Source organism: Sphingomonas sp., assembly GCF_964263785.1.
Taxonomy (GTDB): Bacteria; Pseudomonadota; Alphaproteobacteria; order Sphingomonadales; family Sphingomonadaceae; genus Sphingomonas.
The window spans coordinates 24,993-47,283 of record NZ_CAXVWL010000112.1 but is presented as its reverse complement, the minus strand read 5'-3'; the positions used below and the strand labels follow the sequence as shown (position 1 = coordinate 47,283).

Here is a 22,291-nt window from a genome sequence, read left to right as displayed (position 1 = left end):
GATGAAGGCGATCAGGTGACCGGCACCGGGTGGGCCGAGCTGCGCGACGATGGCTGGCTCGAAGGCGAAATCGCCTATGACAATGGCGACGACACCTCCTTTATCGCCAAACCATGGCCTTTTTCAGCAGCCTGCTAAGCGCTAGGCTCACCTCAGTTGCTTATGCTCTCCCTCTGGCGGAGAATGGAACAGCGGCTTACCCTTCCACTATGCCCGACCTCGACCACCCCCAGCATCGAACCCCTTTGCTCATCCTTGCGCTGGTGATTGGCTTGGCCATTTCGATCGGAGAAAGAGCTATCTTCGCGGTAGCTCTGGGCCGGCAGGTAGATGTGAGCGAAATTGATGTGCTCGTCATGAACTCTGTCCTTACCGCGATCCCGTTCCTTGCCCTTGCGCTAAGGGCATCAAAGCGGTTTGCACCTTGGGCCTTTGCTCTCACCTCTACCGTCGCATTGCGTTGGTGGTGGCTCGCGAAGGGTATTGCTTACCAAAAGGCTCCCGACGGGTCCGGAGTGGACATGTTCGGAGCGCTTATCATGCTGCTCTCACCGTTCGCCATTACGGCCGTGGCGTTTGCCATAGATCGAATCGTCTGGCGGCGTACAAGCGACAGCTGAGCACCAAGGCCGCCCCTCGTGGTGCCAATAGTCCAGGGCTGACACACCCCCGCCCCTAGCCTACATGCCGCCTCCTATGCCCAAACCCGCCCCCCGCACCCCCGCGCGCGCCGCCGCGCGGCTCGCCGCCGTCCAGGCGCTGTACCAGCACGAGATGGAGGGCACCGCGATGCCGGTCCTCCTTCACGAATTCCACAATCACCGAATCGGCGCGACGATCGAGGACGTCGCATATGCCGACGCCGACATCGACTTCTTCGACGACCTGGTCACCGGCGCGCACGCGCGGGCGGACGAGATCGACGCGCTGATCGCGGGCAAGCTCGCGACCGGCTGGACCCTCGCCCGCCTCGACAAGCCGATGAAGGCGATCCTGCGCGCCGGCACCTACGAGCTGCTCGCCCGCGCCGACGTGCCGGTGGGCGCGGTCATCACCGAATACGTCGACGTCGCCCACGCCTTCTTCGACCGCCGCGAGGTCGGGTTCGTCAACGGTTTGCTCGACGGGATCGCCAAAGGCGTACGGGGGTGAGGGTGCTTGGCCACCCCCAGGAACAACGCTTATCCGCAGAGATCGCGCGAGAGATCATCGCGATCACGGACGTTGACGAACGTCGGATCGCGCGTATCGAATATCGCGAACAGATCATCGGCTACCGCCTGCAGGCGCGTCGACTGCAGGGCTTTGCGAGACTGGCCGACGCTTCGCCAAATTCGGCGGCGGGTCGCTGCTGACGACTACCTTACTGCTGCTGGTAAACGGCAAAGCTCCGTGGTCAGTGACGGTAACGGCAGTGATCGCCTTGCTCCTGTTTCTCGGCTGCACTATCTTATGGATGGTGCTAGAACAGAGTGTAGCGATACGCGAGCTGACGGCGGAGCGTTTCGAAGCGGTGCTGAAGGAAACCGAGCGATGAATATCGATACGGACCTCGTCCTGATGATTGCATGGATGATCATTGTCGCCTGGGCGATAGGGTTGAGTGGTCTTTTCACCGCCTATCGCCGAAGCGAACGAGCGTTTGACCGCGACATGGAGCGGCATCGCCGCTGACCGAGGCTGATTTCCTCGCGGTCCTCCGCACGCTCCTGCTTCATCCCGGCGCGCGCGGACTGACGGACGACACCGCGACCCTCGCTGGCCTCGTCGTAACCACCGACACCCTCGTTGAGGGCATCCACTTCCTTGCCCGCGACCCACCGCAAGACGTCGCGTGGAAGCTCCTAGCCACCAACCTGTCCGATCTCGCCGCCAAGGGCGCGCTGGTCGAGGGCATCCTGCTCAACTATCCGATTCGCGACGACGCCTGGGACCGCGCCTTCCTTGCGGGGTTCGGGGAGGCGCTCCGCTCCTTCGACGCGCCGCTGATCGGCGGCGACACCGTGTCGCTCCCCGCCGGAGCGCCGCGCGTCCTCACCCTCACCGCGTTCGGCCGAGATGCCGCCGCTCCGTCCCGAAGAGATGCGAAAGCGGGCGACATCCTGTGGGTCACCGGCACGATCGGCGACGCAGGGGCGGGCCTTGCCATCGCACAGGGCGCCCCCGACTCGCCTGCGCTCCTCGCCGCCTACCGCCGTCCCGCCCCGCGCCTCGCCGAAGGCCGCGCGCTCGCGCCGCATGTCCACGCGATGATGGACGTGTCCGACGGCCTGCTCCTCGACGCACAGCGGATGGCGGCGGCGAGCGGCCTCGCGATCGCGATCGACCTCGCCGCCGTCCCCCTGTCCGATGCGTACCGCGCGTACGGCGGCACCCCGCTCGACGCCGCAACCGCGGGCGACGACTACGAGCTCCTGTTCGCCGCAGCCCCCGGCTTTGCGCCGCCGGTTCCCGCCACCGCGGTCGGCCGCTTCGCGCACGGGGCGGGCCTGACGCTTCACGAGTCCGGCTCGTCCGTAGCGCTTCCCCCCAAACTCGGCTTCCAGCACGCTTGCGCATCCCCCGTGCCCTGATAGGTTCCCGCATCCGACGACGACCGGCACACCGGCGTCGCGTCCACAAGAGGGGATGAGAACGGCATGACGACAGTGTACCTCGCGATGCTCTGCGGCGTGATCGCGGTGCTCTACGGCTTCGTGACCAGCCGCCAGGTGCTCGCCGCACCCGCGGGCGACGCGAAGATGCAGGACATCGCCGCGGCCATTCAGGAAGGCGCCAAGGCGTATCTCGGCCGCCAATACACCGCCATCGGCGTCGTCGGCGCGGTCGTCGCCGTCATCCTGTTCTTCGCGCTGGGTTCCTTGAGCCTCGCCGGCTTCCTGATCGGCGCGATACTGTCGGGCGTCGCGGGCTATGTCGGCATGAACATCTCGGTGCGCGCCAACGTCCGCACCGCGGAGGCCGCGCGGACCTCGCTCCAGGGCGGCCTCACCATCGCCTTCCGCTCGGGCGCGATCACCGGCATGCTGGTGGCGGGGCTCGGGCTCCTCTCGATCGCGGGCATCTTCTGGTATCTCGTCCAGGTCCAAGGCCATGCGCCCGCCGACCGCGAGATCGTCGAGGCCTTGACCGCACTCGCGTTCGGCGCGTCGCTCATCTCGATCTTCGCGCGGCTCGGCGGCGGCATCTTCACCAAGGCGGCCGACGTCGGCGCCGACCTGGTCGGCAAGGTCGAGGCGGGTATCCCCGAGGACGACCCCCGCAACCCCGCGGTGATCGCGGACAATGTCGGCGACAATGTCGGCGATTGCGCCGGCATGGCCGCCGATCTGTTCGAGACCTACGTGGTCACGATCGGCCTGACGATGGTGTCGATCGCGCTGCTCGTTCCGAACGCCGACCGGCTCTTCCAGCTGATGGCGCTGCCGCTGCTCGTCGGCGGGGTGTGCATCATCACCTCGATCATCGGCACCTACATGGTCCGGCTAGGGCGCGGGCAGTCGATCATGGGCGCGCTCTACAAGGGCTTCTGGACGACGACGCTGCTCGCGGTCCCGGCGATCTGGGCAGCGACCTATTACTGCCTCGGCGATCTGAGCCAGGTGGTCAGCGCCTCGGCGTTCCTCGACACCGGCACGACCGCACTCGGCGGCGAGACGGTGGCGGCGGCGACCGGCGAGCTCAGCTTCACCGGCTGGAACCTGTTCTGGTGCATGATGATCGGGCTGGGCGTCACCGGGCTGCTCGTCTGGATCACCGAGTACTACACCGGCACCAACCACCGCCCGGTCCAGTCGATCGCCAGAGCGTCGGAGACCGGCCACGGCACCAACGTCATTCAGGGCCTGGCGATCAGCCTCGAATCGACCGCGCTGCCGACGCTCGTCATCGTCGTCGCGGTAATCGCGACCTACCAGTTGGCAGGGATCATCGGCGTCGCCTTTGCGGCGACCTCGCTGCTGGCGCTCGCCGGAATGGTCGTCGCGCTCGACGCCTACGGTCCGGTCACCGACAACGCCGGCGGCATCGCCGAGATGGCGGGGCTGCCCGACGACGTCCGCCACCGCACCGACGCGCTCGACGCGGTCGGCAACACCACCAAGGCGGTGACCAAGGGCTATGCCATCGGCTCGGCCGCGCTTGCCGCATTGGTGCTGTTCGGCGCGTACACGACCGACCTCGAACGCTACAAGGACGCGCTCGGGCTGACCGCCCCGGTCAATTTCTCGCTCAGCAGCCCTTATGTCATCGTCGGGCTCCTGTTAGGCGCGCTGCTCCCCTACCTGTTCGGCGCGTTCGGCATGACCGCGGTCGGCCGCGCGGCGGGCCACGTCGTCGAGGACGTCCGCGCGCAGTTCCGCGACAATCCCGGCATCATGGCCGGCACCAGCCGCCCCAACTACGCCCGCACCGTCGACATCGTCACCCGCGCCGCGATCCGCGAGATGATCGTGCCCTCGTTGCTGCCGGTGCTGTCGCCGATCGCAGTCTACTTCATCATCGCCGCGGTCGCGGGCAAGGAACAGGGCTTCGCCTCGCTCGGCGCGATGCTGCTGGGCGTGATCGTCTCCGGCCTGTTCGTCGCGATCTCGATGACCAGCGGCGGCGGCGCGTGGGACAACGCCAAGAAGTATATCGAGGACGGCCATCACGGCGGCAAGGGCTCCGAAGCGCACAAGGCCGCGGTCACCGGCGACACCGTCGGCGACCCGTACAAGGACACGGCAGGACCTGCGGTGAACCCGATGATCAAGATCGCCAACATCGTCGCGCTGCTACTGCTGGCAGCCCTGGCTGGCAGCGGCTCCTAGAGCAGTGCGACCGGACGGCGGACGGGCGGGACGTAGTTCCCACTCGATCCGGCCGACGGCGCAGCTTCGCTGCGACGCCCCTGCTATCCCCTGTCCCCCTGACCTCCGTTGCCCCTTGCCCCCTTGCTCCCGGTAAGGAACCTCCTTACCTTCGCCCTATGATCCACTCGCGCATCACCTCCAAATCGCAGACAACCGTACCGCTCGCCGTACGGCGCGCGCTCGGCGTCAAGCCCGGCGACACCCTGTCCTATGCCATAGAGAATGGCCGCGTTTTACTGACCCGAGCCGATGCGACCGTGCCTGCGGATCCCTTCATCGCCAATTTCTCGACCTTTACCGAATGGGCGACCGAGGCTGACGAAAAGGCCTATGCCGATCTTTGACGCGGGCACGATCGTCCGCGTCCCCTTTCCTTACACCGATGGCGAGCGAGTTCAGTTCCGCCCTGCGTTGATCGTCTCTCGCGTCCCACTTGGGCCGGAGGGCAAGCAGTTCTGGGCGGTAATGATCACCAGCGCAGCCAATCGCGGTTGGCCGGACGATATTGCGATCGAAGGCGACTACGCAGAGGTGGGACTCACTGCCCCTTCGGTGATTCGCCCGCATAAGGTGGCCACGCTCGATGGCGATCATGCGACATTGCTTGGCCGCCTCGATCCGGAACGCCTTGCCGCGGTAATGTCGCATATCCGTTGCATCTTGGTGTGAGCGAACCTTTTTTTGAACTGCAGAATGGGCCCGGAATAGGTACATCCGCACCGGATGTATTCTTTGCTGTCGTTCCCCGTCCGACCCTGTTTTAACCCGCGAAGCCTCCGAAACGGAGGTGAAGCCGCACGTGCATTCGGTTCACTCTCGCCCGCATGCACAATCATCCCGGCAATCAGCTCTTCTACGGCGATAATCTCGCGGTCCTGCGCGCGCATGTCGCCGATGCCAGCGTCGACCTGATCTATCTCGATCCGCCGTTCAACTCGAACGCCACCTACAACATCCTGTTCAAGTCTCCCACCGGCGCCTCCGCCGACGCGCAGATCGCGGCGTTCGAGGATAGCTGGCACTGGAACGAGACTGCTGAATCCGCCTTCGATCAAGTCGCGCGCAGCGGCCATACCAAGGCGTTCGACCTCCTGAACGCGATGCGCGCCTTTCTCGGCGACAACGACATGATGGCCTATCTGGCGATGATGGCGGTCCGCTTGCTCGAGCTCCACCGCGTCCTCAAACCCACCGGCAGCCTCTATCTCCACTGCGATTCGACCGCCTCGCACTACCTCAAGCTCGTGCTCGACAGCGTGTTCGGCGCGGATCGTTACCGCAACGAGATCATCTGGAAGCGCACCACCGCGCACAGCGACGCGGCGCGCTGGGGCCGCAACGCCGACACCATCCTGTTCTATGCGCGCACCGCGAATGCCGCATGGAACACGCAACATGCCGCCTACGATGCCGATCATGCCGCACGCTTTCGCAATGCCGACACCGACGGGCGCCGCTGGACCGACGACAATCTCACCGCCAAGGGGCTGTCGGGCGGCGGCTACACCTACGCCTACAAGGGGGTGACGTCGCTCTGGCGCATGCCGCTCGAGACGATGAAGCGGCTCGACCGGGAAGGGCGATTGCACTTCACCCGGGCCGGCGGCATCCGCCTGAAGCGCTACCTCGACGAGGCCAAGGGCATGCCGATGCAGGCGCTATGGACCGATATCCCCGCGCTCAACTCGCAGGCGCAGGAACGGTTGGGCTACCCCACCCAGAAACCCCTTGCGCTCCTCGAACGCATCATCGCCGCGTCGTCGAACGAAGGCGATGTCGTCCTCGATCCGTTCTGCGGCTGCGGCACCGCGATCCACGCCGCGCAGAAGCTCGGGCGCCAGTGGATCGGCATCGACGTCACTCACCTCGCGATCTCGCTCATCGAAAAGCGGATGCGCGACGCATTCCCCGGCATCGCCTTCACCGTCGAGGGCACGCCGCGCGACCTGGCGTCGGCCGAGGACCTGGCGCTGCGCGACAAATACCAGTTCCAATGGTGGGCGGTGTCGATGGTCGACGCGCTGCCGTTCGGCGGCAAGAAGAAGGGCGCCGACGGCGGCATCGACGGCATCATCTATTTCGACGACCTCGACCCCGCGACCGGCACGATGAAGAAACTGCGCGCGATCGTCTCGGTCAAGGGCGGGCTGAAACCCTCGGTGACGATGGTCGAAACGCTCGCCGCGACGATCGAGCGCGAGAAGGCACCGATCGGCGTCCTGCTGATGAACGCGCTCCCCACCCGCGAGATGGAGCGCCGCGCCGCCGCGGTCGGCGTCTACCGCGACGGCGTCGACGCGCCCTTCCCGCGGCTCCAGATCATCACGCTGGCCGAACTGTTCCAGGGCAAGCGCCCGCGCATCCCCAACGTCGACCGCACCGCCCTGCGCCGCGCTGCAACCGAGGACGGCGGACGGCAGAAGACGTTGCTTTAGGACTGTCCTACACGCCGCGACGCTGCCAGTACCTGCCCGACGCTCTTTGCCATTGCCGCAGCCTGTCCCAATCCCCACCTGCATCCGGGTAGCGTAATCACGTTACCTTCATTACCTTTGCACCGCCTTCCCTTTTCGCCGTCCTTCGGCTAGGGGCGCATGCGAAATCACATCACCAAGCCGGGGTATTTGTTTGGCCAAGGAAGAATTGCTCGAGATGCGCGGTCGCGTGGTGGAATTGCTCCCCAACGCGATGTTCCGCGTCATGCTGGAGAACGACCACGAGGTTCTCGGCCACACCGCGGGCAAGATGCGCAAGAACCGCATCCGCGTCCTCGTCGGCGACGAGGTGCTGTGCGAGCTGACCCCCTATGATCTCACCAAGGGCCGGATCACGTACCGGTTCAAGTGATCGTCTCACCCGTTCGTCCTGAGTAGCTGTTGAGCACCGTCGAAACGGCGTATCGAAGGAGTATTTCGAGACGGGCGAATGCTTCGATACGGGCCTTTGCCATGCTCGGTCCCTACTCAGCACGAACGGAGATGGGATGATGTCCCTCGTCCTGGCCTCCTCCTCGCCGCGCCGCCGCGACCTGCTCGCGCGGTTGGGCATCGTCCCGACCCGAGTCGAATCACCCGCGATCGACGAATCGCCGCACGCCCGCGAGCTACCACGCGCCTACGCGCTGCGCCTGGCGGTCGAGAAGGCTAACGCCGTTGTGCGCGGTGATGGAGACGTTGTCCTCGCGGGCGACACCACGATCGCGCTCGGCCGCCGCATCCTGCCGCCCGCCGAGACCGAGGACATCCAGCGCGACCTGCTCGGCAAGCTCTCGGGCCGTCGCCACCATTGCCTGTCCGCAGTCTGCGTCATCGCCGCCGATGGAACGCTGCGCACCCGCCTCTCCGACACGATCGTCGCCTTCAAGCCGCTGAGCTTGGCCGAGATCGACGCCTACGTCGCGTGCGGCGAGGGGCTCGGCAAGGCGGGCGGCTACGCGATCCAGGGCCGCGCGGAGGCCTTCGTCCGTTTCCTCTCGGGCAGCCATTCGGGCGTGGTCGGGCTTCCCCTGTTCGAGACCCGCGCCCTGCTTCGCGCCGCCGGCTTGCCGCTTGACTGAGTGGCTTTACGAGGGTGGGATTGGCGAAGCCCGTGCCGCCTTGGTCGAGGACGGCCGCATCGTCGAAGCGCTGATCGAACCCGACGACATCGGCCTGCGTGTCGGCACGATCGCGTGCGCCCGCCTGATCGACCGCAGCACCGGCCGCGTGTCGCTCGAAGGCGGCGAAGCGATCCTCGCCAAGCTCCCGCCCGGCATCACCGAAGGTGCCGCGCTCACCGTCGAGATCGTCCGCGAAGCCATACCCGAACCCGGCCGCGCCAAGCCCGCCCGCGCGCTCGCCACCGATGCCCCGCCCGCTCCTGCACCCGACCTGCTCGCGCGCATCACGGCGACCGGCGTCCCCGTCCGACGCTTGCGCGCCCACGAACCCGACGCACTGGAGGCGGCAGGCTGGTCCGAACTCCTCGACGAGGCGCAGACCGGCGAGATCGTCTTTCCCCGCGGCGCGCTCCGCATGACGCCGACCCCCGCGATGACGCTCTTCGACGTCGACGGCGCCGCCCCGCTCGACACGCTCGCGCTCGCCGCGGCGCAGGCGGTCGCGCAGGCGATCCGCCGCCACGGTATCGGCGGGTCGATCGGCATCGACTTCCCGACGCTCCCCGGCAAGGCGCCGCGCCAGGCCGTGGCCGAGGCGATCGACACGCACCTGCATGGCGCCTTCGAGCGCACGACGATGAACGGCTTCGGTTTCCTCCAGATCGTCCGCCCCCGTCCCCGCGCCTCGATCCCCGAACGCCTGCGCGCCGACCCGGTCGGTGCCGCCGCGCGCGCCGCGCTGCGCAGTCTCGAACGCACCCCGCCGGGCGCACCGCGTCAGCACCGCCTGCCAGCGGCCGTGCTTGCGCGAATCACCTCTCGCGCCGATTGGCTCGCCGAACTGGCCCGCCGCACCGGCGTCCTCCATGAGCTGACAGGCCTATGACCGCCCCCTGCCCCGTCTGCCGCAAGCCTTCCAGGCCGGAGAACGCGCCTTTCTGCTCGCCGGGCTGCAAGGACCGCGACCTGCTGCAATGGCTCGACGAAGGCTATCGCCTGCCCGGCGCGCCCGCAGACCCGGAAGGGCTGGACAGCCCGCCCGAGCGCGACTAAACGCGCGCTTCCCAGTCGGCGACGGTTGGTGTGCCCGGGTAGCTCAGTGGTAGAGCAGACGACTGAAAATCGTCGTGTCGGTGGTTCAACTCCGCCCCTGGGCACCACCAAGCCGGCTTGACGCAGCAGAGCTGCGCCAAGACTCGGCGCAGGTGCGGCCGGCGCAAAGCGACCGACGAGACTTGGGCTTCGCCCAAGTCCCGCGCCCCCTCACCCCCGCGGCTTGCGCAACCGCCGGAACAGCCCGCGCGTCGACAGTGCCTCGAACATCTCGCCCGGCCCCTCGGGATCGAGCACCTCGTTGTCGGCCAGCCACGTTTCCACCGCCCCCAGATCGGGCTGCTCGAACGGCCGCAGCGATCGCCCCGCGCCCCGCAGCGCTTCGACCGCGCCGATCAATCCCTTCTCCGCCACCGCCGCGCCGACCCGCTCGACCGGCACTCCCAGATGTTCGGCGAGCAGATCGTCGCGGATCGCGGCGACCCGCGCCGCGTCGCCTGCGCTCGCCGCCTCGATCGCCAGGTCGCATTCGGTGTCGAGCCGCAGCGACCGGTTGTTCATGTTCGACGACCCCAGCCGCAGCACCCGGTCATCGGCAATCAGGATCTTGGCATGGACATAGATCGGCGCACCCTTTGCGGTGAACGGATGATATATCCGGAACCGGCCGTGGCGGTCGCGCCGCCGCAGCGCCTCGACCAGCCGCGCGCGCGCCGAGTCCATCGCCACCGGCTCAAGCCAGCCTTGCGCCGTCTGCGGATTGACGATGATGAATTCTGGCCCGTCCGGCTCGTCCAGCCGCCGCGCGATCGCCTCGGCGATGCGGCGCGACGCGAAATACTGGCTCTCGATATAGACGCAGGTCCTGGCCGCGGCGATCTGCGCCAGGAACAGCGCCTCGCATTCGTGCGCGGTCTCCTGGCCCGCCATCTCCGGGATCGTCCGCGCGATCCGCACGGGGATATTCTCGAAATCGACGTCGAGTCCCTCGGGCCAGCACGGTGCGGCACCCGCGATCGGCACAAGCGCCGCGCCGCCCGCGATCTGCCACCGTTCGCGCGCCATGTCGCCCAGCGCCGCCGCGACCGGCCCGGAGACCGCGGTGGTCGCGTCATGCCAGGGCTTGTAGGGCTTGCCCGACGGCTGCACCCGGCCCGGATCGCCGTCGCGGTGTTCGCGCGTGTCCCAGCGGTCGCCGGTCATGTCGATGCCGCCGCAGAATGCCAGGCAATCGTCGATTACCACGACCTTCTGGTGGTGCGACGCGCCGACCGGATGATGCCCGTCGAGCTTGGTGTGGATACGCGGATGCCGCATCCATTTCAGCACCGTCAGGATCGTGATGCCGCGGAACAGCGCCCGGAGCGCGCCCACATCCCAGCGCAGCAAGTAAACCTCCAGGTCGGGGTTACGCTCGACCAGCCAGTAGATGAACTCGCCGACGTTGCGCGGCCCCTCGTCTCTCGCGCAGTCGTGGTCGAGGACGATGCGCGCATCGAAGTCCCAGCCGACCAGCATGATCCGCTGCTTGGCATCCAGCATCGCCCGCCGCGCGACGCGGAAATAGCGTTCGGCATCGACGATCACCGAGAAACGTTCGGCGGGTTCGATCCGCCACTCGGTCGCTGAAGGCTCCATGGGCGCCTTCAAGCCGCCCGGCGCTCGAAATGCAACCGCCCGCCGCGTATGTCGACACACGACGCATGGCAGACCCCGCTCCCCGCAAGATCATCCACGTCGACATGGACGCCTTCTACGCCAGCGTGGAGCAGCGCGACGCGCCCGCGTTGCGCGGGCGTCCGGTCGCGGTCGGCGGCGCACGCGCGCGCGGCGTGGTTGCAGCGGCGAGTTACGAGGCGCGCACCTTCGGGGTGCGCTCGGCGATGCCGTCGGTCACCGCGCTGCGCCGCTGCCCAGACCTCGTCTTCGTGCCGCCGCGCTTCGACGTGTACCGCGCCATCTCGCAACAGATCCGCAGCATCTTCGCGGACTACACCGACCTGATCGAGCCGTTGTCGCTCGACGAAGCCTATCTCGACGTCACCGTCGATCGTCACGCGCTCGGCTCCGCTCGCGCCATCGCCCAGGCGATCCGCGCGCGCATCGCCGAGGAAACCGGCCTCACCGCATCGGCCGGGGTCAGCTACAACAAGTTCATCGCCAAGCTGGCGTCGGACCAGAACAAGCCCGACGGCCTGTGCGTGATCCCGCCCGCCGCGGGCGCCGCCTTTGTCGCGGCGCTGCCGGTAAAGCGCTTCCACGGCGTCGGCCCGGTCACCGCACGCCGGATGGAGGCGCTCGGCATCCTGACCGGTGCCGACCTCCGCGCGCAGCCGCTGGCGGTCCTCGAAGCGCATTTCCGCAGCCACGCAGCGTATCTCCACGCCGCCGCGCGCGGCGAGGATCACCGCCCGGTCCGCGCCGACCGGCCGACCAAGTCGGTCGGTGCCGAACGCACCTTCGAAACCAACCTGTCCGCGCCCGACGAGCTTCACGACGCCCTGACGCGCGTCGCCGATGCCGCCTGGACGCGGATCGAGCGCCACGGTGCGCGCGGCCGGACGGTGACGCTCAAGCTGCGCCACGCCGACTTCCGCACCGTCACCCGCGCACACTCGCAGGCCACGCCCGTCGGCGAACGCTCCCGCTTCCTCGAGCTCGGCGAAGCGTTGCTTGGCGGATTGCTGCCGGTGCCGAACGGCGTGCGGCTGCTCGGCCTCACGCTGTCGGGCATTGTCGGCGAAGAGACACCCGCGCAGCCGACATTGCTGTAACAACCGGGCTCAACCCGTGCTTCCGGCCCGGCTGCCGTCAAGGAACGGCTCTGCCGCAACGCCCGGAACGGTCGCCGTATGCGCCATCGCCCGCGCCGCGTCCGCATCGACCGGGTGCGACAGGAAATAGCCTTGCAGGTGGCTTGCCCCCGCTATCCTGAGTGCCTGGACCTGTGCCGCCGTCTCGACGCCTTCGGCCACCACCTCGAGCCCCAGCGCACGGCCGAGATGGATGATCGAATAGACGATCGCCGCACTCTCGCGCTCGCGGCCGATGCCGTCGATGAAGCTGCGATCGATCTTGAGGCTGTCGAGCGCGAACTTGCGGATGTTGTGCAGGCTCGAATAGCCCGCGCCGAAATCGTCGAGCGAGATGCGAAATCCCAGGTCGCGCAGCCGCCGGAGCGTGTCGGCGGCGCGCTCGACGTCGTCGAAGATCGCGGTTTCGGTGATCTCGATCTGGAGCCGCGATGGTGCGACGCCTGCGCGGGCGACGCATTCCATCATGTGCCCGACGAAATTCTGGCGACGGAACTGGCGCGGCGAGAAGTTGACCGACACATATTGCCCCGGCCACCGCTTCAGCTCCGTCAGGGCCGCGTCGAGCACCCAATCGCCCAATTGGTGAATCAGGTTCGATTCCTCGGCGATCGGGATGAAGATCGCCGGGCTGATCGCGCCGTATTCGGGGCTGTCCCAACGCAGCAGCGCCTCGAACCCGTCGATGGTCAGCCGGTCGCGCTCGACGATCGGCTGGTAGACCAGCGTCAGCTCGCCCCCGGCTATCGCCTGCGCCAGGCCACTCTCGATCCGGCGGCTGAAGCGGATGCCCTCGTCCATGCTCTCGTCGAACAACCGCACCCCGCCGCGGCCGTGCCGCTTGGCGTCGTTCAACGCCAGATCGGCGCGGCGCATGACGTCGCTCGCATCGCCGGCGCCGCCCTCGACGACGACGATCCCCGCCGATGCGCCGCCCTGCACCGAATTGCCGAACACGGTGATGGTGACCGCGCACGCCGCGACCACGCGCTCGCACGCGGTCACCGCCGCAGCGACATCGGACGTGTCGAACAGGATGCCGAACTCGTCTCCGCCGAGACGCGCGACCAGCGAGCCAGCCGGCGCGGAGCGCTGCAGGATCGCGCAGATTTCCCGGATCAGCGCATCGCCGGCCAGATGCCCCAACGTGTCGTTGACGAGCTTGAAGCGGTCGAGGTCGAGCATCGCGGTGGCGAACGCCCCCGGGCTCCGCGCCCGCTCGCCCAGCGCGCGCAGGAACGCCAGGCGGTTGGGCGCCTCGGTCAGCGAATCGTGGGTCGCGATATGCATCGCGCGGCTCTCGTTGGCGGCGAGCTCGAGCTTTTGTTCCTCCAGCAGCAGCACCTGGGTGCGCAGCCGGGCGCGCGCGACGATCAGCTGGCGGTCGATCGCCCAGCGCTCGCGCAGCGCGGTGGCGGTCTGGACGATCTCGGCCGCTGCGAATGGCTTGGCGATGTAGAAGGTCTTGTCGGGCGGACCCGCGACCGCGCCGATCTCCGCCGGCAGGAAATCCTGCGCGGTGACGACGACCAGGTTGATGTCGGCATCCAGCGCGCGGATTCGCTGCACCGTGTCGCGGCCCCCGGTCATGCCGATATCGACGAAAGCGACCGCGAACGGCACGTCGTCCGACAGCGCTGCGGCGACCGCATCGGCAGCAGCCGCGCCACCGGTGCAATAGGTCGGGTCGAACGCGGCGGCGCCCGCGGGAGCAGCGAAACACCGCAGGTAGTGGGCGTGGACCGCCACATCGTCGTCCACGACCAGAATGCGCATGCCCCTGACGTCCTTCTCGAACCGCGGCCACGAGTCGCGCGGGCTCTGTCGGCACCGCACACTCTTGGCCTTCTTGATTGCGGGACCGTATCCAGGTGGGGTTAACCCGTCGTAAACGTGAGCGCCGATGATTTGCCGAGCGCCTGCGCGCCGAGCAGGACCGCGCCGAGCGGCCCTGCATTGCCGCCCAGCGCCGGAGGCACGACAAAGGTGTCCGCCATCGTGACCTCGGGCAGGCCGACATAGCCGCCCAGGCTCGCGAGCATGGCGGTACGGATACGCGGAAACAGATGCGCGCTGCCGACCATCACGCCGCCACCCATGACGACGCGGCGCGGAATTCCGGTCAGCACCAGCACGTGGAGCAATTGCCCCAGCGCGTGCGCCACGCCCTCCCAAACCGGATGATCGGCCGGCAGCTCGGGCGCGGGCGTGCCGACCCGCGCTGCGATCGCCCGGCCCGACGCGAGTCCTTCCAGGCATGCGCCGTGAAACGGGCAGGCACCGATCCAGTCGTCGTGCGGGTAGCGCACCGGCCGAATGTGCCCGAGTTCGGCATGGGTCAGCCCGTCGACCGGTCGCCCGCTCGCGATCAGGCCGACACCGACGCCGGTGCCGACGGTGACATACGCCACGTCGGCCAGCCCCGCCGCCGCTCCCCAGCGCGCCTCCGCCAGCGCGGCACCGACCACGTCGGTGTGGAACCCGGCCGGCACGCGGTAGCGCCGCGCGAACCGTCCGGCGACATCGGTGCCGCTCCAGCCCGGTTTGGGCGTGGCGGTGATATGGCCGTAATCGGCGGCTCGGGAATCGATCGAGACGGGGCCGAAGCTGGCGATGCCGAGCGCGGCAAAGCCGGACCAGCCATCCAGAACCGCCTCGATCGCTGCCATCGTCTCGGCGGGGCGGGTGGTCGGGATCGTCACCCGATCCTCGACCGCATCGGGGCCCCGGGCCAGGATGCAGATCACCTTGGTCCCGCCCAGCTCGATGCCGGCGATCAGTGGTGGCTCGGTCATCGTGTCCTTGCGCCCAAGCCGTCGACGCGCTCGGGCTCTAGCCCGATACGGCTGGCGGCGCGCGCAAGCGCCTTGGCGTGCCCCTCCGCATTGGGGAGAGGCACGCCCGCCGTTACCGGCCGCGCAGAGTGTTAAGGATCGCCAGGCCCACCACCCCGGCGAGCGCCGCGGCGGTATAGGGCCGGTCGCGCGCGAACTGCTTCGCCTTCTCGGCCAGCGGGCCTACGTTGTCGCGTGCCACGCCATAGCCCTTCTGCACCTGACCCGTCAGCTGATCGGCGACGCCTTCGCCGCGCAACGACTCGTTCCCGGTCGCCTTGCCGGCGCCTTCCTTGAGAGAGCCACCGAGATCCTTGCCGCCACCGGCCAGCGTGTCGCTGTTCATCGTTCGTCCTTTCGACGCCCCATCAGCAGGGCACGGCCGCCCAACGAGCGACCGCGGCGAAGGTGCCCTATTCGACGGTCACGCTCTTTGCGAGATTGCGCGGCTGGTCGACGTCGGTGCCCTTGGCCACCGCGACGTGATAGGCGAGCAGCTGCACCGGCACCGCATAGACGATCGGCGCGATCAGTGGGTGGACGCGCGGCATCGCGATCGTCGCCACGCATCCCTCGCCTGCTGCGGCGATGCCCTCGTCGTCGGAGATCAGGATGACCTTGCCGCCCCGTGCGCGCACCTCCTGCATGTTCGACACGGTCTTCTCGAACAGCGGCCCCGAGGGCGCGATGACGATGATCGGCACGTGCTCGTCGATCAGCGCGATCGGCCCGTGCTTCATCTCGCCCGCGGCATAGCCCTCGGCATGGATATAGCTGATCTCCTTCAGCTTGAGCGCGCCCTCGAGCGCCAGCGGGTAATCGGTCCCACGCCCCAGATACAGCACGTCGCGCGCGCCTGCGACAATCGGCGCGATCCCCTCGATCGCCTCGTCGCGGGCCAGCGCCGCGTTCAGCGCTGCCGGAACCTCGGCCAGCTGCTCGACCAGCTCGCGCTCGCCGTCGCGGGTCAGCAATCCCTTGGCGCGCGCCAGATTGGCGGCGAGCGCAGCGAGCACCGCCAGCTGACAGGTGAACGCCTTGGTCGACGCCACCCCGATCTCGGGCCCGGCGTGCGTCGGCAGCAGCAAATCGGCCTCGCGCGCCATGCTGCTCGTCGGCACGTTGACGACCACCGCGATCCGCTGGCCCTCGGCCTTGGCGTGGCGAAGCGCGGCGAGCGTGTCCGCGGTCTCCCCCGACTGGCTGATGAACAGCGCCAGCCCGCCCGGCTCCATCACCGGGGCGCGATACCGAAATTCGGACGCGACATCCAAGTCGACGGGCACCCGCGCGAATTGCTCGAACCAGTATTTGGCGACCATCCCCGCATAGAAGCTGGTCCCGCACGCGACGATCGTCACGCGCTTGATCGTCGACAGGTCGAACTCGGGGATCGGCAAGGAGACCTCGCCCTCCATCCGCTTCAGGTACGATCGCAGCGTCTGCGCGACGACCACGGGCTGCTCGTAGATTTCCTTCTGCATGAAGTGGCGGTGATTGCCCTTGTCCGCGGCATGCCCGAACACTCCCGAATTGACGATCTCGCGCTCGACCCGCGCATTGTCGCGGTCGTAGATGTCGATCCCGCCGCGCGTCACCGCGGCCCAATCGCCCTCCTCCAGATACGCGATGCGTTGGGTCAGCGGCGCCAGCGCGTGCGCGTCCGACCCGATGTAATTCTCGCCATCCCCATACCCCACCGTCAGCGGCGCGCCGAGCCGCGCCGCGATCAGCAGGTCGGGCTCGGTGCGGAACAGGAACGCGATCGCGAAGGCCCCGTGCAGCCGCGGCAACACGCTTGCCACCGCCTCGCGCGGCGCAAGGCCCGACTCCAGTTCGCGTGCGACCAGATGCGCGACGACTTCGCTGTCGGTCTGGCTCAGGAAGGTGCGGCCTTCGGCAAGCAGCTCGTCGCGCAGCGGCTTGAAGTTCTCGATGATGCCGTTGTGGACGATCGACACGTCGCCCGCGATATGGGGATGGGCATTGTCCTCGGTCGGCGCGCCATGCGTCGCCCAGCGGGTATGCGCGATCCCGGTCGCACCGGCGAGCGGCTCCTCGGCCAGCCGCGCCGCCAGATTGGCGAGTTTTCCGGGAGCCCGCCGCCGCTCGATCCGTCCGTCGTGGACGGTCGCGATCCCCGCCGAATCGTAGCCGCGATATTCGAGCCGCTTGAGCCCTTCCAGCAGACGCCCGGCGACGTCGCCCGAGCCGAGTATTCCGACGATGCCGCACATGGCTTGATCCAGGACTAGAGTTGATAGGGAATGCGAATACCGGGCATCGTCGCCGGAAAGTCCTTCGTGTTTCGCGTCACCAGCACCGCGCCGTACGTCTGTGCTGTCGCGTAGATGAGCGCGTCCATCAGTTTGACACGGCTGTGATGGCGAACGTCCGCCGCACGAGCGGCCACATCCGCGTCGACCTCGACGATTTCGAAAGGCTCGATCAGTCGTTGCACCGTCTTGCGGGTAGCAGGCGGCTCACCAGCCAGCACTTCGGCCCACACGATCCGGCTGATGCGATAGCGGGAATACAGTTTGAGTTCCGCGGTCGCTTCAGGTCGATCGCCCAGCCAGTCGATCAGAATGTTGGTGTCGAAAAACGCCTCGCTCACCGTGCGTCCGTCGATGGCGGCAATCCCTCTGCCGGAACGAAGCCGCGATCATGTCTGATCGCACGCTGATACTCCACTCCGTCACCGATATCGTCGCGATCCTTCCAATAGCCGGCGCCGGCATCGATCCAGGACTGATCGGTCTTGGCATGGATGTGCCTGGCTATCGCATCGCGGATTTCGGCGGCGCGCGAACGCCTGGCGTGGCTTGCCAGTTCATCCAGCTTGCGGATGTCCGTCTCGGGTATGTCGACCAGAGTGCGCATAGACCTCCGATATCAGGAGCCGATATCAGGTGCTAGCCATTTTGTTCTGCATCGCCTCGCGAAACCGCTTCGCCCACCCCGTCTTCATCCGCTGCTCGGGCCGCACCAGCACCAGCGCATCCGCCTCGACATTCTTGGTCACCACCGATCCCGCTCCGACGATCGCGCCCGCGCCGATCGTCACCGGTGCGACCAGCGCCGAGTTCGAACCGACGAACGCGCCCTCGCCGATGACGGTCCGGTATTTGAAGAAGCCGTCGTAATTGCAGGTGATCGTCCCCGCGCCGATATTCGCGCCCGCGCCCACCTCCGCGTCGCCCAGATACGTCAGGTGGTTCGCCTTCGCGCCCTTGCCCAACGTCGCCTTCTTGACCTCGACGAAATTGCCGACCTTGCTTCCCTCCCCCAGCACCGCGCCGGGGCGCAGCCGGGCGTAGGGACCGACGTCGGCACGCTCGCCCACGGTCGCCCCTTCCAGGTGGCTGAACGCGTGGATCGTCGCGCCATCCGCCACGCGCACGCCAGGCCCGAAGACGACGTTCGGCTCGACCGTCACGTCGCGGCCCAGCAATGTATCGTGCGCGAACCACACCGTCTCGGGCGCGACCAGCGTCGCGCCGTCGGCCATCGCCTGCGCGCGCCGTCGTTGCTGCCACGCGAGCCCCACCGCAGCAAGTTCGGCGCGGCTGTTGACCCCCGCCACCTCGTCAGCCGACGTCTCGATCACCGCCGAAGCGCGCCCATCGGCAGCCGCGAGCATGACGATGTCGGGCAGGTAATATTCCCCCGCCGCATTGTCGTTGCCCACGCGCGTCAGCAGCGCGAACAGATCGCCCGAGCGCACCGCCATCAGCCCCGAATTGCACAACGTCTCGGCACGTTCGTCCGCACTCGCGTCCTTGAACTCGACCATGCGCGCGATCCGCCCTGCCGCATCGGCGATCACCCGGCCATAAGCGCCGGGATCCGCGGGCCGGAAGCCCAGCACCACCGCAGCCGGCGCGTCGTCGGCGTGCAGCCGCTCGATCATCCGCCGCATCGTGGCGGTCTCGACCAGCGGCACGTCGCCGTAGAGGATCAGCACGTCGCCCTCGAAGCCAGCGAGCGCAGCCCGCGCCTGCAACACTGCATGCGCCGTCCCCAACTGCTCGGCCTGCAAGGCGGTCGCGATTCCCAACGGCGCGACGGCGGCCTCGACCTGCTCGCGCCCCGCACCCGTCACCACGACGGTCTGCGCTGCCCCCAGCGCCGCCACCGCATCCGCCAGATGCAGCAGCATCGGTCTGCCCGCAATCGGGTGGAGCACCTTGTGGAGCGCGGACTTCATCCGCGTGCCCTTGCCCGCGGCGAGAATGACGGCGGCGATCGGTGTGGTCATGCCATGTTTCATGGGGTGCGCGCTGCCACGAAAGCCTTGCCAATTCCAGTGGCGCTCGCCACCCGCGGCACGATGACGTCCTTTCCCTTCGCCATCGTCGGCTTCGACCTCGACGGCACCCTGCTCGACACCAGCGGCGACCTCGCCGCCGCGGTCAATCATGCACTCGCGTCGGTCGACCGTGCGCCGCTGACGGTGGAACAGGTCAAACCGATGATCGGCGGCGGCGCGCGCCACATGCTCGCCCAGGGGATGGCCGCGACCGGCGGCTGCGATGAGGCGACGCTCGATGTCCTCCACAAGCGCCTGCTCGCCTATTACGAAGCCAACATCTCGGTCCACACCCAGCCCTTTCCCGGCGTGCTCGACGCGCTGGACGCACTGGCGGCGCGCGGGGTGAAGCTCGGCATCATGACCAACAAGATCGAGCGTTTCGCCCGCACCGTGCTCGGCGACCTCGGCCTGACCGACCGCTTCGCGGCAATCGTCGGCGGCGACACGGTAGGCGTCGCCAAGCCCGATCCGGCACCGATCCGCGCAATGGTCGATCGCTGCGGTGGTGGCCCCGCGGCGTTCGTCGGCGATTCGGTTTACGACGTCCGTGCCGCGCGTGCCGCGGGGCTGCCGGTGGTCGCGTGCAGCTTCGGCTTTCTCACCGGCCCGGTCGCGGACCTCGGCGCCGATGCGGTGATCGACCATTACGACGAGCTGGTCGGAGCGCTCGAACGCCTCTGAGCCCGCCACTTGGTCCACAGATGCCGCGCCAGCAACGCAGGCGGCATCCGCAGCCAGTGCGAGCGGACGTAGAAACCAAATCGCGTCGCAGGCTGCGTCGCCCGCCCCCAATTATCGCGCGCGAGCAGGCGGCGGCGGAACCATTGGTCGCTCCAAACCTCGTCAAACCGGAACCGGATGGGGATGTCGTATGCCTTGACCGGAGTGCCGAAAATCTGGCGAGCCAGGCGAAGCGCGCGACCAGTCTCGTGCCACAGGTTGTGATACCAGGCCGCCTCCATGACGCTGAGATAGAAGTCTGCGTCATCTTCCTCGAACTCCCGGCACAGCCGGTCGATGTCCCAGAGGTTGCGCAGGCCGCCCGCCAAATCTCCATCCGCAATGAGGTGCGCAGCGGCATGGACCACCATATCCGCTGGCGACAGCAGCCGCAGGCCGTTCACGAGTTCCACGCTGCCGGCGATCAGCGCCGCCGCATCGGGCTTAGGCCGCGCGGTCGGCGGCAGGATCGTGTGATGCACGTCGATCATCCGGTCGCGTGTCCGGTGGATCAGCGGTGGCAGCTCGTGCATCCAGCGGCGATAGTAAGCGTCGTCATACGCGTCGGGCTTCACCCATTCCCACCCGTGCGCCAGCAGCGCCGCCTCGACCGCATCCAGAGCGTCGCGCGGCACGAGAATGTCCAGATCGCCGATCGATCGGCCCCGCCCCACCAGCAGCCCGCCCGCGACGAACGCCGTGCCCTTCAGCAGCAGCACCGGACAGTCCACCCCCCCCAGCGCCCGCCGCGCCATCTCCGCCTCCCACAGCGCCGCCCGCCGCCCGTGCTCGGCAGCGGCGCGCGCATCAACAAGGATCGCCGCCACCGACCACGGCATCGGCAGACCCTCGACCCGGTACGCCAGCGTCCCCATCAACTGCTCCGCCCGCGCCGTCGCGATCAGCGCGGTCCAGCCCTCGGCATCGAGCGCCCCGCTCGCCTGCGGATCGGCAAGCACCCGCGCGAGCGTCACAGCGCTGCCCATAGAGCCTCCACCTGCGCACACGCCGACGCACCATCGGGATAATCAATAGCCACCGAAGGCACCGTCCGCACCAGCCGGGTCAGCGCGCCGAACCCCGCCTCCCCCATCGCGGTGTAATTGGTCGAAGCCTGGGTCAGCCGCACGAACGCCTCGCTGGCGGGCACCGGCGCCACCGCCGCCGCGAAGCCGAAGCGCGGGAACAACAGTAGGGCGGGACGGGCCGGTTCGTCCATCCGCGCGACCGCATCGGCAGGCGGCACCAGATGGCGGATGTCGCCCTTCGGCGTCCCCGCCAGCAGCGGCCCGAAACGCGCACGCGGCAAAGCGGTCTGCGCCGCCGCAACGCTCTCGTTCTTGAGGCTCACCGCCCTCGGGAACGCATGCACCAACCCGGTCTCGGGCGCGATCATAGCAAATTCGTCGCCCATGAATCGCCACCCCCGCGCCGACAGCAACGTCGCCAGCGTCGACTTCCCCGCCCCCGACTCCCCCGTCATCAGCAGCACGCGCCCGTCGCGCTCGACCGCGGAGGCATGGAGCAGCAGGTGCCGGCGATGCCCCAGCGCCACCTGCAAGTTCATCGCCATCTCGGCCGCGAGCAGCCCGTGGCGCAGCGGCAACGGCGCCGCCTCGGGCAGCATGTAATCGCCGCCGATCGTCACCGACGGCCGGACGAACCGTCGCCACGGCCGCGCCGCCGACAGCCGCACGGTGAAATCGGCGACCTCGGGCTTGGGGTAATCGTGGTACAGGTCGGCCAGCGCCGCAATCGGCGCGCGCCAGTCGCTGCCAACCCGAAACCCGACGGGCCCGATCCGCACGTCGAGGCGGTGCCTCATGCGGCACTCACCAGCCCGGCCGCGACCAGTTCCTCGACCCGCTCGGCGAGCGCTGCACGGTCCGCATCGACCAGCTCGTAGTCCGCGGTCAGCCGCGCCAGCAGCGCGTCGATCGTCAGCGCCTCTTCGCCCAGCACCGCCAGGATTTCGGGCGCGGGCGACACGAGCAGATGGGTGATTCCGGAAGGTCGGTGGAACACCGCGACGAAGGCGTCGAGCGGCTCGATCAGCAGCGCGGCAGGCGGGTCCGCGCGGTAGCGCACGTGGCTTACGCCCCCGT

26 protein-coding genes and 1 tRNA gene are annotated in these 22,291 nt (G+C 68.1%); 16 read left to right on the top strand and 11 right to left on the bottom strand.

The genetic code is table 11. The annotated features are described in order from the left end of the window. Positions 1-209 precede the first annotated feature (209 nt). From ACE5C1_RS14965 to ACE5C1_RS14900, 14 genes are all read left to right on the top strand, one after another. Positions 210-620, top strand: coding sequence for a hypothetical protein (locus ACE5C1_RS14965; RefSeq protein ID WP_374944864.1), 411 nt, complete (start codon positions 210-212; stop codon positions 618-620). Between the two features lie 76 nt (positions 621-696). Beyond that, entirely contained in the window at positions 697-1,152 is a 456-nt protein-coding gene (gene nusB, locus ACE5C1_RS14960) for a transcription antitermination factor NusB (RefSeq protein ID WP_374944863.1), read from the top strand. Next, the gene (locus ACE5C1_RS14955) at positions 1,149-1,355 is read left to right on the top strand and encodes a hypothetical protein (protein ID WP_374944862.1); all 207 of its coding nucleotides are present in this window, start codon (positions 1,149-1,151) and stop codon (positions 1,353-1,355) included. The genes nusB and ACE5C1_RS14955 overlap by 4 nt, the downstream gene beginning before the upstream one ends. 178 nt (positions 1,356-1,533) lie before the next feature. Continuing rightward, positions 1,534-1,674: a hypothetical protein gene (locus ACE5C1_RS14950; protein WP_374944861.1), complete on the top strand. Its 141-nt coding sequence runs from the start codon at positions 1,534-1,536 to the stop codon at positions 1,672-1,674. Then, positions 1,671-2,573, top strand: a complete 903-nt coding sequence (gene thiL / locus ACE5C1_RS14945) for a thiamine-phosphate kinase (protein ID WP_374944871.1) — start codon at positions 1,671-1,673, stop codon at positions 2,571-2,573. The genes ACE5C1_RS14950 and thiL overlap by 4 nt, the downstream gene beginning before the upstream one ends. Positions 2,574-2,639: 66 nt before the next feature. Beyond that, the gene (locus tag ACE5C1_RS14940) at positions 2,640-4,811 is read left to right on the top strand and encodes a sodium-translocating pyrophosphatase (RefSeq protein ID WP_374944860.1); all 2,172 of its coding nucleotides are present in this window, start codon (positions 2,640-2,642) and stop codon (positions 4,809-4,811) included. 158 nt (positions 4,812-4,969) lie between these two features. Further along, a complete protein-coding gene (locus ACE5C1_RS14935; RefSeq protein WP_374944859.1) occupies positions 4,970-5,197 on the top strand; it encodes a type II toxin-antitoxin system PrlF family antitoxin in 228 nt (75 codons plus the stop codon). Further along, positions 5,184-5,522, top strand: a complete 339-nt coding sequence (locus ACE5C1_RS14930) for a type II toxin-antitoxin system PemK/MazF family toxin (RefSeq protein ID WP_374944858.1) — start codon at positions 5,184-5,186, stop codon at positions 5,520-5,522. Before ACE5C1_RS14935 ends, ACE5C1_RS14930 begins: the two co-directional genes overlap by 14 nt. A gap of 155 nt (positions 5,523-5,677) precedes the next feature. Beyond that, complete coding sequence (locus ACE5C1_RS14925; RefSeq protein ID WP_374944857.1) at positions 5,678-7,288, top strand: site-specific DNA-methyltransferase; 1,611 nt, start codon at positions 5,678-5,680, stop codon at positions 7,286-7,288. 193 nt (positions 7,289-7,481) lie between these two features. Then, positions 7,482-7,700, top strand: a complete 219-nt coding sequence (gene infA, locus ACE5C1_RS14920) for a translation initiation factor IF-1 (protein WP_331043386.1) — start codon at positions 7,482-7,484, stop codon at positions 7,698-7,700. Positions 7,701-7,839: 139 nt separating this feature from the next. Next, positions 7,840-8,409, top strand: a complete 570-nt coding sequence (locus tag ACE5C1_RS14915) for a Maf family protein (protein WP_374944870.1) — start codon at positions 7,840-7,842, stop codon at positions 8,407-8,409. Beyond that, on the top strand, positions 8,402-9,337 hold the full coding sequence (locus tag ACE5C1_RS14910) for a ribonuclease (protein ID WP_374944856.1): 936 nt from the start codon (positions 8,402-8,404) through the stop codon (positions 9,335-9,337). The genes ACE5C1_RS14915 and ACE5C1_RS14910 overlap by 8 nt, the downstream gene beginning before the upstream one ends. Beyond that, entirely contained in the window at positions 9,334-9,504 is a 171-nt protein-coding gene (locus ACE5C1_RS14905) for a DNA gyrase inhibitor YacG (RefSeq protein WP_374944855.1), read from the top strand. Before ACE5C1_RS14910 ends, ACE5C1_RS14905 begins: the two co-directional genes overlap by 4 nt. A gap of 32 nt (positions 9,505-9,536) precedes the next feature. Next, positions 9,537-9,611 (top strand) — tRNA-Phe (locus ACE5C1_RS14900). 103 nt (positions 9,612-9,714) lie between these two features. On the opposite strand, the gene ACE5C1_RS14895 is transcribed toward ACE5C1_RS14900, so the two are convergent. Then, entirely contained in the window at positions 9,715-11,142 is a 1,428-nt protein-coding gene (locus ACE5C1_RS14895) for a phospholipase D-like domain-containing protein (RefSeq protein WP_374944869.1), read from the bottom strand. 65 nt (positions 11,143-11,207) lie between these two features. On the opposite strand from ACE5C1_RS14895, the gene dinB reads away from it, so the two are divergent. After that, positions 11,208-12,278: a DNA polymerase IV gene (dinB, locus tag ACE5C1_RS14890; RefSeq protein WP_374944854.1), complete on the top strand. Its 1,071-nt coding sequence runs from the start codon at positions 11,208-11,210 to the stop codon at positions 12,276-12,278. A 9-nt stretch (positions 12,279-12,287) separates the two neighbouring features. Here dinB and ACE5C1_RS14885 read toward each other — a convergent pair whose 3' ends face one another. The 7 genes from ACE5C1_RS14885 to glmU form a co-directional block, all read right to left on the bottom strand. Further along, positions 12,288-14,093, bottom strand: coding sequence for a putative bifunctional diguanylate cyclase/phosphodiesterase (locus tag ACE5C1_RS14885; RefSeq protein ID WP_374944853.1), 1,806 nt, complete (start codon positions 14,091-14,093; stop codon positions 12,288-12,290). A gap of 101 nt (positions 14,094-14,194) precedes the next feature. After that, a complete protein-coding gene (locus ACE5C1_RS14880; RefSeq protein ID WP_374944852.1) occupies positions 14,195-15,112 on the bottom strand; it encodes an ROK family protein in 918 nt (305 codons plus the stop codon). A gap of 112 nt (positions 15,113-15,224) precedes the next feature. Continuing rightward, positions 15,225-15,497: a CsbD family protein gene (locus ACE5C1_RS14875; RefSeq protein ID WP_374944851.1), complete on the bottom strand. Its 273-nt coding sequence runs from the start codon at positions 15,495-15,497 to the stop codon at positions 15,225-15,227. A 67-nt stretch (positions 15,498-15,564) separates the two neighbouring features. Next, a complete protein-coding gene (gene glmS / locus ACE5C1_RS14870; RefSeq protein WP_374944850.1) occupies positions 15,565-17,388 on the bottom strand; it encodes a glutamine--fructose-6-phosphate transaminase (isomerizing) in 1,824 nt (607 codons plus the stop codon). Positions 17,389-17,402: 14 nt separating this feature from the next. Then, positions 17,403-17,768 carry a type II toxin-antitoxin system VapC family toxin gene (locus ACE5C1_RS14865; RefSeq protein WP_374944849.1) on the bottom strand — a complete coding sequence of 122 codons (366 nt, stop codon included), beginning with the start codon at positions 17,766-17,768 and terminating at the stop codon, positions 17,403-17,405. Then, a complete protein-coding gene (locus ACE5C1_RS14860; protein ID WP_374944848.1) occupies positions 17,765-18,034 on the bottom strand; it encodes a CopG family transcriptional regulator in 270 nt (89 codons plus the stop codon). The genes ACE5C1_RS14865 and ACE5C1_RS14860 overlap by 4 nt, the downstream gene beginning before the upstream one ends. A gap of 25 nt (positions 18,035-18,059) precedes the next feature. Continuing rightward, the gene (gene glmU, locus ACE5C1_RS14855) at positions 18,060-19,412 is read right to left on the bottom strand and encodes a bifunctional UDP-N-acetylglucosamine diphosphorylase/glucosamine-1-phosphate N-acetyltransferase GlmU (RefSeq protein WP_374944847.1); all 1,353 of its coding nucleotides are present in this window, start codon (positions 19,410-19,412) and stop codon (positions 18,060-18,062) included. A gap of 72 nt (positions 19,413-19,484) precedes the next feature. Between glmU and gph the strand changes: the two genes are divergently transcribed. Next, positions 19,485-20,147 (top strand): phosphoglycolate phosphatase, encoded by a 663-nt coding sequence (gene gph / locus ACE5C1_RS14850; protein ID WP_374944868.1) that lies wholly within the window; start codon positions 19,485-19,487, stop codon positions 20,145-20,147. Here the strand turns inward: gph and ACE5C1_RS14845 are convergent. Genes ACE5C1_RS14845 through ACE5C1_RS14835 form a run of 3 tightly spaced genes read right to left on the bottom strand, consistent with a single transcriptional unit; the run spans position 20,111 to position 22,274 of the window. Next, on the bottom strand, positions 20,111-21,172 hold the full coding sequence (locus ACE5C1_RS14845) for a nucleotidyltransferase family protein (RefSeq protein WP_374944846.1): 1,062 nt from the start codon (positions 21,170-21,172) through the stop codon (positions 20,111-20,113). The genes gph and ACE5C1_RS14845 overlap by 37 nt on opposite strands. Beyond that, a complete protein-coding gene (locus ACE5C1_RS14840; RefSeq protein ID WP_374944845.1) occupies positions 21,157-22,011 on the bottom strand; it encodes an HprK-related kinase A in 855 nt (284 codons plus the stop codon). Before ACE5C1_RS14840 ends, ACE5C1_RS14845 begins: the two co-directional genes overlap by 16 nt. After that, positions 22,008-22,274, bottom strand: coding sequence for an HPr-rel-A system PqqD family peptide chaperone (locus tag ACE5C1_RS14835; protein WP_374944844.1), 267 nt, complete (start codon positions 22,272-22,274; stop codon positions 22,008-22,010). Before ACE5C1_RS14835 ends, ACE5C1_RS14840 begins: the two co-directional genes overlap by 4 nt. Positions 22,275-22,291 lie beyond the last annotated feature (17 nt).

What these genes read in the sequence shown, in the direction of transcription:
- ACE5C1_RS14965 (WP_374944864.1), top strand. Translation starts at nt 210, where the DNA reads ATGCCCGACCTCGACCACCCCCAGCATCGAACCCCTTTGCTCATCCTT.
- nusB (WP_374944863.1), top strand. Translation starts at nt 697, where the DNA reads ATGCCCAAACCCGCCCCCCGCACCCCCGCGCGCGCCGCCGCGCGGCTC.
- ACE5C1_RS14950 (WP_374944861.1), top strand. Translation starts at nt 1,534, where the DNA reads ATGAATATCGATACGGACCTCGTCCTGATGATTGCATGGATGATCATT.
- ACE5C1_RS14940 (WP_374944860.1), top strand. Translation starts at nt 2,640, where the DNA reads ATGACGACAGTGTACCTCGCGATGCTCTGCGGCGTGATCGCGGTGCTC.
- ACE5C1_RS14935 (WP_374944859.1), top strand. Translation starts at nt 4,970, where the DNA reads ATGATCCACTCGCGCATCACCTCCAAATCGCAGACAACCGTACCGCTC.
- ACE5C1_RS14930 (WP_374944858.1), top strand. Translation starts at nt 5,184, where the DNA reads ATGCCGATCTTTGACGCGGGCACGATCGTCCGCGTCCCCTTTCCTTAC.
- ACE5C1_RS14925 (WP_374944857.1), top strand. Translation starts at nt 5,678, where the DNA reads ATGCACAATCATCCCGGCAATCAGCTCTTCTACGGCGATAATCTCGCG.
- ACE5C1_RS14915 (WP_374944870.1), top strand. Translation starts at nt 7,840, where the DNA reads ATGTCCCTCGTCCTGGCCTCCTCCTCGCCGCGCCGCCGCGACCTGCTC.
- ACE5C1_RS14905 (WP_374944855.1), top strand. Translation starts at nt 9,334, where the DNA reads ATGACCGCCCCCTGCCCCGTCTGCCGCAAGCCTTCCAGGCCGGAGAAC.
- ACE5C1_RS14895 (WP_374944869.1), bottom strand. Translation starts at nt 11,142, where the DNA reads ATGGAGCCTTCAGCGACCGAGTGGCGGATCGAACCCGCCGAACGTTTC.
- dinB (WP_374944854.1), top strand. Translation starts at nt 11,208, where the DNA reads ATGGCAGACCCCGCTCCCCGCAAGATCATCCACGTCGACATGGACGCC.
- ACE5C1_RS14885 (WP_374944853.1), bottom strand. Translation starts at nt 14,093, where the DNA reads ATGCGCATTCTGGTCGTGGACGACGATGTGGCGGTCCACGCCCACTAC.
- ACE5C1_RS14880 (WP_374944852.1), bottom strand. Translation starts at nt 15,112, where the DNA reads ATGACCGAGCCACCACTGATCGCCGGCATCGAGCTGGGCGGGACCAAG.
- ACE5C1_RS14875 (WP_374944851.1), bottom strand. Translation starts at nt 15,497, where the DNA reads ATGAACAGCGACACGCTGGCCGGTGGCGGCAAGGATCTCGGTGGCTCT.
- glmS (WP_374944850.1), bottom strand. Translation starts at nt 17,388, where the DNA reads ATGTGCGGCATCGTCGGAATACTCGGCTCGGGCGACGTCGCCGGGCGT.
- ACE5C1_RS14860 (WP_374944848.1), bottom strand. Translation starts at nt 18,034, where the DNA reads ATGCGCACTCTGGTCGACATACCCGAGACGGACATCCGCAAGCTGGAT.
- glmU (WP_374944847.1), bottom strand. Translation starts at nt 19,412, where the DNA reads ATGACCACACCGATCGCCGCCGTCATTCTCGCCGCGGGCAAGGGCACG.
- gph (WP_374944868.1), top strand. Translation starts at nt 19,485, where the DNA reads ATGACGTCCTTTCCCTTCGCCATCGTCGGCTTCGACCTCGACGGCACC.
- ACE5C1_RS14845 (WP_374944846.1), bottom strand. Translation starts at nt 21,172, where the DNA reads ATGGGCAGCGCTGTGACGCTCGCGCGGGTGCTTGCCGATCCGCAGGCG.
- ACE5C1_RS14840 (WP_374944845.1), bottom strand. Translation starts at nt 22,011, where the DNA reads ATGAGGCACCGCCTCGACGTGCGGATCGGGCCCGTCGGGTTTCGGGTT.